The following is a 7571-nucleotide window of genomic DNA, read 5'->3' on the forward strand; positions in this document are numbered from 1 at the left end:
GAGGTTGCCCGGTAAAGCTCCAGGACGTTTTCTGTTTTTGGGATGATATTTTTTTGAGCTTTCAACTTTTCATTTTCTTTTTCAAGGCCCTTCATTGCGTTTTCTATGCCTTCTTTTACTTCGGACATTCGATTGGCAATATTGTTGGAGCGACTGATATATGTTTCCTCGTCATAGATCCCGCGCTCAAGCAGGTCGTGAAGGCGGCCTTTTTGTATTTCAAGGTTTTTTTGTTCCTGTTGCAGGTTTTTGATTGTTAGCTGGTAAAGCTCGATTTTATAGCGATTTTCTGTCGTGTCATTTTGTTTCCACTTTAACTTGTAGTCGCTCAACCAATCCTCCAGGCTGTCAATTAATCGTTTTTCAATATACTCAAACCGGCTGCTTTTATTTTTGCAATTCCTGTAGCACTTAATATGGGGTTTCTGATTTGTGTATGGCCGGTATACCATGGAAGCACCACAAAACCCGCACTTGATCAGTCCGGCAAGAGGATTGGTAATCCCTTTTTCCAAATGATACGGTGGATGATATTTTCGTTTGAGGTTGTTCTTGGCCTTCAGATAAATATCCATGGAGATGAGCGGTTCATGCTTGCCCTTCACATCAATCCACTCAGACCGTGGTCGCGTTTTTACTTCCCGTTTTTTCAAAGGATCGGTTGACTTGACCGATGCTTTCTTTTTCCATTGAATTCGCCCGGCGTACACGGCGTTTTTGATAATGTTTAATACACTTGCGCTGCTCCATGGTTTTCCGGTATAGGAACGATAGCCAAGCTCGTTCAGTTTATGGGCAATTTTATTGGAGCCCATTTTTTCATCGGGATTTTCTGACGTATACCATTGGAAGATCATTTTCACTACCGGAGCCTGGTCAGGATCCGGAACAAGATAACGCCCCTTTTCATCTTCCTGGATTTGGTAGCCATAAGGCGGCCTGGTTCCCAGGTAATTGCCTTCCTCCACAGACCGGACTCGGCCACCCTGCAGACGGCGGGTGATCACTTTCAGTTCCTTTCGGGCCATAAACGCTTCAAATTCGCTGTATTCTTCATCGAATTCATCCCGAAGGTCATATACCTTGCGCGGAGTGATAATCTTTGTCCCGGACTTTTGGAATGTCTCCAGGATCAGTCCTTGTTCCCGCATATTTCCGCGGCCGAGGCGATCCATGTCCATGACCAGCACCGCATCATATTGCCCGGCTTCTACCTCTCTAAGCAGCTCCATCATTTCAGGCCTGTGGATCAGGCTTTCTCCGGAGACAATCTCCTGGCGGATTTTTACGATGTTCAGGTTTTGCTGTTTGGCAAGTTGCAATAGTGCCTTTTTATGTTTGGCCAGGGTTTCTCCTTCGCCACGGGCCTCGGCTTCAAGATCTGCTCTCGATTTTCTCAAATACATGCAAACCCTGTTCAACATAAAATCTTCTCCCGATACATTTTTTTATGCCCGTCCATAGAGACCTCTTGCATAAGATTTACAGAGGTGATCCGGATGCAGGAGGTCAAGTTATACAAGATAGGGGATACGACCATTCAATTGATTGTGCCTCAGATCAGTGAAGAGGAAAGAGAAGAGAGATGGTCAGAAATTGAACGGGTTGCCTGGATGGTTTGGCATTCACTGACTGAGGAAGAAAAGGATCGCATTGCCAAAAAGTATTGCGCAAATAAGCAAGTGTAAAATCATATGCTTGAACTTACTTCATGATTAAATAAAAACGAAATCTGTTGTTGAATCTTTATTGGAATCCTTTAGCGGGTTATCAGTTTTTCTACTCGTTGAATTGTTTTTTTGAAGTTCGTCATGTTCTTGATCATGGATTGACTCACTTCATGGTGTTCTCCATATCGATCCACAATATCCTGAATTCGCTCTTCAAAAGGTATTTCTTTACCAAGAGGCGATGTGTGCAGATCACAGTAGGTAACCAAATCGATAAACAGATGATCTGTTTTATCCAGCAGATCATCATTCAAGGAATACGTAGGAAATAAATCATTCCTTGTTTCCTTTACACTTTCATAGGCTCCCGAATGAAAAAGGACAGCTGCGATGACGGGCTTGGGAAAATTCATCTGTTGAGCGAAAATGGCTCCATCCAAAGGGTGAAAGTGGTGTTTGTTTAGCCGGTCGCTATAACCAATGTCATGCAAATATGCTGCCTGAATGAGTAGTCGCTTGTCGGTTTCATTAACAGTGATTTGTTCCAGCAATTGTTTCATTCGATCTGCAACACCAAGAATATGTTGATAACGGTTTGTCTCTGAGGGAATATACTCATTTAATATTTTGTCATTCATACGGATACGTGCTTTAAGTTCTTTTGATTCTCCTGCCTGGTTAAGACAAAGATAAAATTTGTCGTTCATTTTTTTGCTCCTTTGCAAATGGGAAGACCGCTTTTGCTTTCTCCGGGGTGGTCTTCTTACTGATTTTTATGGTCGATTATTCTTTTCAATGTCATATGTATATTGAAATTCATGTAAGGAAGCATTACAAATAAGTCGGCTATATTCAAACAGAATTTCTTTATCATCCTTCATAAACTTTCCCCAAACATGGCGATGCATTTCCACAACGGGCTGGTTTCGGGCTATTTTCAGGATCGATGCTTCTTTATCCGTTGGCATTCGGCATTTCAGACGTTCATATACTCGTATCGGATAAAAATTTTTTTCTTCCTTGAGCCATTTCAAAAAGGGTACATAGTTGGAATTCCACCTTTGTAGGGGATAAAGTTCCTGGTCCCGTTCACAAAGTTCTTTGAGTAAGGATGCGAGATAAAACTCTTCCATGATTCGAAAAGGGGTGCGATCCACGATTTGAACCCGGTAGCGCCGAAATACTTTCGTTTCAGGAGAAATATTTAATTGCTTTGCAATTTCTTCACCAGCCGGCAGGATTTTAGAACGCTCCAGAAAACGGACCAGGACTTCTCTTCCTATTTGTTGTAAGGCTTGCACGTAGGTATCGGATCGTTGTAACTCATATGAGTGAATCTTGAAATATGGATCAGGACTGCCCAAGACTTCAAGTGGAATATCGGAACGTACAAATACTCCACTTCGGGGGATAATATCAACCAAACCTTCTGCTTGAAGACGGAGAAGAGAGGTGCGAAACGGTAGCACGACTCACCCCTAATTGTTCAGACATGTCTCGTTCTGATGGTAAACGTTCTCCAGAAGAATACTCTCCTTGTTCGATTTTCTTTCTGATAATATCCATTACCTCATCGATCTTTGAGTTGTTTAAATTATGCATATGTTACACCTCTATCTAATAAATGCACGTTCCTCGTTAGGGTAAAAGTCATGAATGCGGATTCTTTGTGCAGGATGTAAATCCAGTAAAGCAAGGTTTTTTTGGAAAAAAACTTGACTTGCGTTGATTCAGAGCTGATGGCAATTTCCCCGCCAATGATTCTGTATTCAAAGAGAATGGAAAATTGTTGGCGTACTTCACCATCAGAATATTGGATCAGGTGATGCGGATCGGTGTAAATTCCAATACATTTCATTACTTCCACATCCAGCCCTGTTTCTTTCTTTACTTCTCTGATAATACACTGTTCAATGGATTCACCTAACTTCATACCTCCTCCAGGGAGAGAACAAAGGTGATTATCGCTTCGTTTATGCAAGAATATTTCCCCATTTTGAATCAGATACAATTGCGAATGCAGCTGGGACAAGCGAATTTGGCTTCGGTGAGTCAGGTTGGTGATAATAATCGATTCTGGCCAAGACGATCCCTCCTTTGATTTCGTTCGTACCACTGCTGTTATTATAATAACACAAAATATACTGCGTTGATACTGGTACGGACCAATGTTAAATTGAATATATAGAAAGTTCCAACTGAGTATCAACAATAAATAAATTCTACATATCAGAAAAAAACAACTTTGAAAATGGCTGGGAAATACAGAATGGACCAGGAAGGATGAACATGGTTTTTAAGTTACCAGTATAAACTCACCTTATCCAAGGGAAATATCAATTTTCTTAAAAGTCAAACCACAGGAAAGGGGGAGTCTTGTATAATAAATATGAAAAAGTTGTCAAATCAAAAAATTCTATTATACCTTCAGGGAGTGATTCAAATGAATAATTTCAAAGTGAATGTGAAATTTGTCGACACTGAGACTGAGGCATTGGAGAAGGAGCGAGAAAATGCTTTCTGGTTGGCCGTATTGAGCTATGTAGAGCCATTGTTTCTGTGGTTTGTTCTTTGCTATATGATGGGCTGGTCTTTTAGTGGTTTTTCTTCAATCGTTTTGTTGATCAGCTTGGCTGTGACCCGTTTTATATATCGAATCAGATTGTTTCTTTATCCGCTTGCCTGGGGAGCATTGGTGTTTTTGTTCAGTTCTGGTCAGGCACTTTCCTGGTGGATTAATGTTCTGGCGATTCTGATCATTTTAGCAGGACGATTTTGGCTGCTGTTTTCAGAATGACACCGTTTATAAATGACCAGGGAAACGGATTGCCCTGGTCGAATGCACAATGAAAACATGGTACGGATGTCGGCGGAGGACATCTTGGAGAATCAGGTGGAAGAAACGGACCCGGTACAACTTGCATGAAGACAAGATTCGCTGGCTGTAAGCCACGAGGTTTCGGATTGACATGTCGGTCTTGGATTTGAAGCGATGAGTGAAAAAAATGAAGAAGACGAAATAAGCCAGTTTCATCGAGAGATGGATTGTTTCTAGGCAATCACAAAAAAACGCTTCAACTCCTTGATTGAGAAGAGATTGCGCGTTTTGGTTTTACGAATATATCCCGTAACAAAAAAATTTTTTTGTTACTTTTACTTTGTTTCAAATGATTAAGCCAGTTGTCATTTTGATGGCTAATGAATTTAACCAGCGCTAACAAGAAATTATGAGTTGTAAAACCCATTTTTTTAACTTCTTTTGATAAATAATAAACATTACAGTTATAATAACTTGTATACTCCTCAACCAGTTTTTCGATCTTTTCCTTCGCTTCAACTCTTCCATTTCGAAAATATTGATGACTTCTAGAATCAAGGGATATAAAAAAACAGTTTTTTCTCTGTCTCAATTTTTAAAATTTTGCATGCCTTTGATGGCTATTTACTCATGATCTTTCCCTCCTAACTTGGCGTTTTTTCTGATTATTCAAGCAACCAGATTTTTAGTAGTTTGTACTATATGGATTTCGTTTACTGTTTTCTGTTTATATAACTGCTTCGGCTAATTGCCAAACTAGAAGCCTTATTTAAGTCAATTTTGCTAGAAGGGTAAAAGCCTTACATATGAACTTGAAAAAATCAAAATGGAGAAAGGAACAAGCTGTTGTCCGCTTAGACGACGTGCTTAATAAGTAAAATGAAAATGATCGTACTCCGTGCCAGCATCATTGTGTTGTCGTTGTTGATCGCTTGGTTTGTCTTTTACATGAGGGGAAAACAGTTCGCATTAAGGAACCGGCTGCAAAAAGCCGATGCTATTGTTGTGCTTGCCGGCACCCGCGAAAACATTAAATTCCTGGATGGTAAAATATCTACATCCGTCCAATTATACCGCCAGGGATGGGCTTCTCGCATCATTTGCAGTGGGAGATTTAGTGCAAAAGTTGATCGAACAGGAGAACCCAACCTGATTCCTTTAAAAGAACTGCAAAGTGCTGCCAGGAACGGTCGTATCCAGAAAAAAGATATTGAAAAAGCAGCAAAAACATGGGATACGAATCTTGGAGCCGGTTACATGCGGAAAAGGGCGTTGGCCATGGGGGTTCCTCCCGAAGCGATTCTCGTTGAAGATGAGTCTCTTCATACACGTGAAAATGCAGAGTTGTACTTGCTCTGCTCATAAAGCATCATTTTTCCCATATTATTCTTGTCACATCACCATTTCATCAATTACGCACATACCTTACTTTTGCCAAAGTCTTTCAGCCACATAATATAAAAATCACCAATTATTATGCAGATACAGGCGAATGGCATCCTGCCACCTGGTTCCTGTCCAGAGAGTATCGAAAACTCGTAGATAGCGAAGTAGAGAGAATCAAGCGATATAGAGCAAAAGGTGATCTGCTGTAGCTGTAACATAAAATAATAAAGGCCCAGCAAGGACCACGATATAACACGGATAAACAGTAAAGGTAAACGAAATTACACTGATCGATATTTTGGGAACCGAAGCTGATGAAGTAGCGAATAAAGTGGAAATGAAAATAGAACGTCGCAATATTTATAACTATATCCATATTTTGGACAATCGCGAACGGGAAGTGATCCGGGCCCGGTTTGGGCTGGGCGGAGAGAAAGAAAAAACACAGCGTGAAATTGCAAAGGAGCTTGGAATTTCACGCTCTTATGTATCCCGGATTGAGAAACGGGCATTGATTAAACTGTTTCATGAGTTTTACCATCATGACAAGAAAGTGAAATACCGTTAGGTTAAAGGGATTTTAAGAAAAGACAAAGGTTTTTAGTGCATTATGCGGACTGGCTATGTTTATCCTGTTTTCGCCAAAAAAGCAAACTGTCCTTAATAAACGGCATACTACTGGCCGTTTTTTGTTTTTGCGGTGTGTTATATTAGTGTATAAAGAATTGGATAAATTTTCGAGCTGTGCTGTGGCGGCAACGGTGACACAGCTTTTTTCAAGGGAAACCATCTACACGGGGATTGCTGCGCCGGGGAATAGACATTTTGCAAATAAGACACCACCCCAACAAAATGAAAATGATTCATGTGAAAAATGCGTTGCAGCCGGAACGGTTAACAATCACTATCGAGCAAACGGCAACCCGCCCCGGTTTCCTCTTTACTGACGCAAAAAGTCTATCAGATTCCGGAACAGGCCAGTTTGGCAAATGCCGCAGAAAAAATGAATCATCATGGTGTATCTTATCTGTTGGTTTGCCATGGACAAACGCCAATAGGAGTGATTGGCTATTCCGACATTATCCATGCTTATCGGGAGAAATGAAAAGACAGGACATGGGATTGAAAAGTATCGCTTCATTGATTGAAAGAAATCCGCTTTGAAAGTCGGGTTTTTTTTTATTTTGAAAGCAATGTTATTTAAACAGGGATAAGCATATGGCAAAGTATAAGGCAAATTTTCAAAGCAAAGTGATGTTTTTCCATAATATCTATTGCAAGGGAAACAGATGGGTGCAACAATTGGTCGCAGTGAGCGAGCACCCGCTGCTTCCCGACAGGGCGGTGAGGGAACGGAGTCCAAAATTATATATATTATATATATATCAATAGTCTTGAATACTTTTACCATGTTCATCCATTTGGCAAATTTAATCAATAATTGGAAATGTGAGTTTTATATCAGTTGATAAGGGCTTGACACAAGACAGTATACAGGAAATATGACAACTTTTTATTAGAGTGAGTACTCACTTTACATTCGTAATCTTATATGATACGTTGTAGTTGAATTTTTCATCTGCTTATTGAACTTGGAAAGTGACGGTGAAAATGATAGAGGGATTAGTTTGCCAGGATTTGCTTAATCCTCTATTTTCCACAAAGGAGAGTGGCCTTATGAAATCCCATGTCCTGTT

General features: G+C 40.4%; 9 protein-coding genes and 1 pseudogene. 5 read left to right on the forward strand and 5 right to left on the reverse strand.

The genetic code is table 11. From position 1 onward, the window contains the following. The coding region (locus tag H2C83_RS13600) for a recombinase family protein (protein WP_246333920.1) at positions 1-1424 on the reverse strand (1424 nt) is incomplete at its 3' end. 75 nt (positions 1425-1499) lie between these two features. On the opposite strand from H2C83_RS13600, the gene H2C83_RS13605 reads away from it, so the two are divergent. Further along, positions 1500-1688: a hypothetical protein gene (locus H2C83_RS13605; protein ID WP_181741683.1), complete on the forward strand. Its 189-nt coding sequence runs from the start codon at positions 1500-1502 to the stop codon at positions 1686-1688. A gap of 71 nt (positions 1689-1759) precedes the next feature. Here H2C83_RS13605 and H2C83_RS13610 read toward each other — a convergent pair whose 3' ends face one another. The 4 genes from H2C83_RS13610 to H2C83_RS13625 all read right to left on the reverse strand — a co-directional run bounded on the left by H2C83_RS13610 (position 1760) and on the right by H2C83_RS13625 (position 3786). Beyond that, positions 1760-2377, reverse strand: a complete 618-nt coding sequence (locus tag H2C83_RS13610; protein ID WP_181741685.1) for an HD domain-containing protein — start codon at positions 2375-2377, stop codon at positions 1760-1762. A 66-nt stretch (positions 2378-2443) separates the two neighbouring features. Beyond that, the gene (locus H2C83_RS13615; protein WP_312853925.1) at positions 2444-3139 is read right to left on the reverse strand and encodes a GntR family transcriptional regulator; all 696 of its coding nucleotides are present in this window, start codon (positions 3137-3139) and stop codon (positions 2444-2446) included. Then, the gene (locus H2C83_RS18600) at positions 3087-3272 is read right to left on the reverse strand and encodes a GntR family transcriptional regulator (protein ID WP_181741689.1); all 186 of its coding nucleotides are present in this window, start codon (positions 3270-3272) and stop codon (positions 3087-3089) included. Before H2C83_RS18600 ends, H2C83_RS13615 begins: the two co-directional genes overlap by 53 nt. Beyond that, positions 3265-3786 (reverse strand): NUDIX domain-containing protein, encoded by a 522-nt coding sequence (locus H2C83_RS13625; RefSeq protein WP_312853927.1) that lies wholly within the window; start codon positions 3784-3786, stop codon positions 3265-3267. The genes H2C83_RS18600 and H2C83_RS13625 overlap by 8 nt, the downstream gene beginning before the upstream one ends. Positions 3787-4113: 327 nt before the next feature. Here H2C83_RS13625 and H2C83_RS13630 point away from each other — a divergent pair, with 327 nt between their 5' ends. The 4 genes and pseudogenes from H2C83_RS13630 (at position 4114) to H2C83_RS18700 (ending at position 7038) form a co-directional block, all read left to right on the forward strand. Further along, on the forward strand, positions 4114-4467 hold the full coding sequence (locus H2C83_RS13630) for a hypothetical protein (protein ID WP_181741691.1): 354 nt from the start codon (positions 4114-4116) through the stop codon (positions 4465-4467). Between the two features lie 900 nt (positions 4468-5367). Continuing rightward, the gene (locus H2C83_RS13635) at positions 5368-5853 is read left to right on the forward strand and encodes a YdcF family protein (protein ID WP_181741693.1); all 486 of its coding nucleotides are present in this window, start codon (positions 5368-5370) and stop codon (positions 5851-5853) included. 295 nt (positions 5854-6148) lie between these two features. Continuing rightward, a pseudogene (locus H2C83_RS13640) lies at positions 6149-6442 on the forward strand (sigma-70 family RNA polymerase sigma factor); the annotation flags it as partial. 284 nt (positions 6443-6726) lie between these two features. Then, a complete protein-coding gene (locus H2C83_RS18700; protein WP_246333921.1) occupies positions 6727-7038 on the forward strand; it encodes a hypothetical protein in 312 nt (103 codons plus the stop codon). Positions 7039-7571: the final 533 nt, after the last annotated feature.

It is taken from the genome of Thermoactinomyces mirandus (assembly GCF_013868055.1).
In the GTDB taxonomy this organism is placed as follows: domain Bacteria; phylum Bacillota; class Bacilli; order Thermoactinomycetales; family Thermoactinomycetaceae; genus Thermoactinomyces; species Thermoactinomyces mirandus.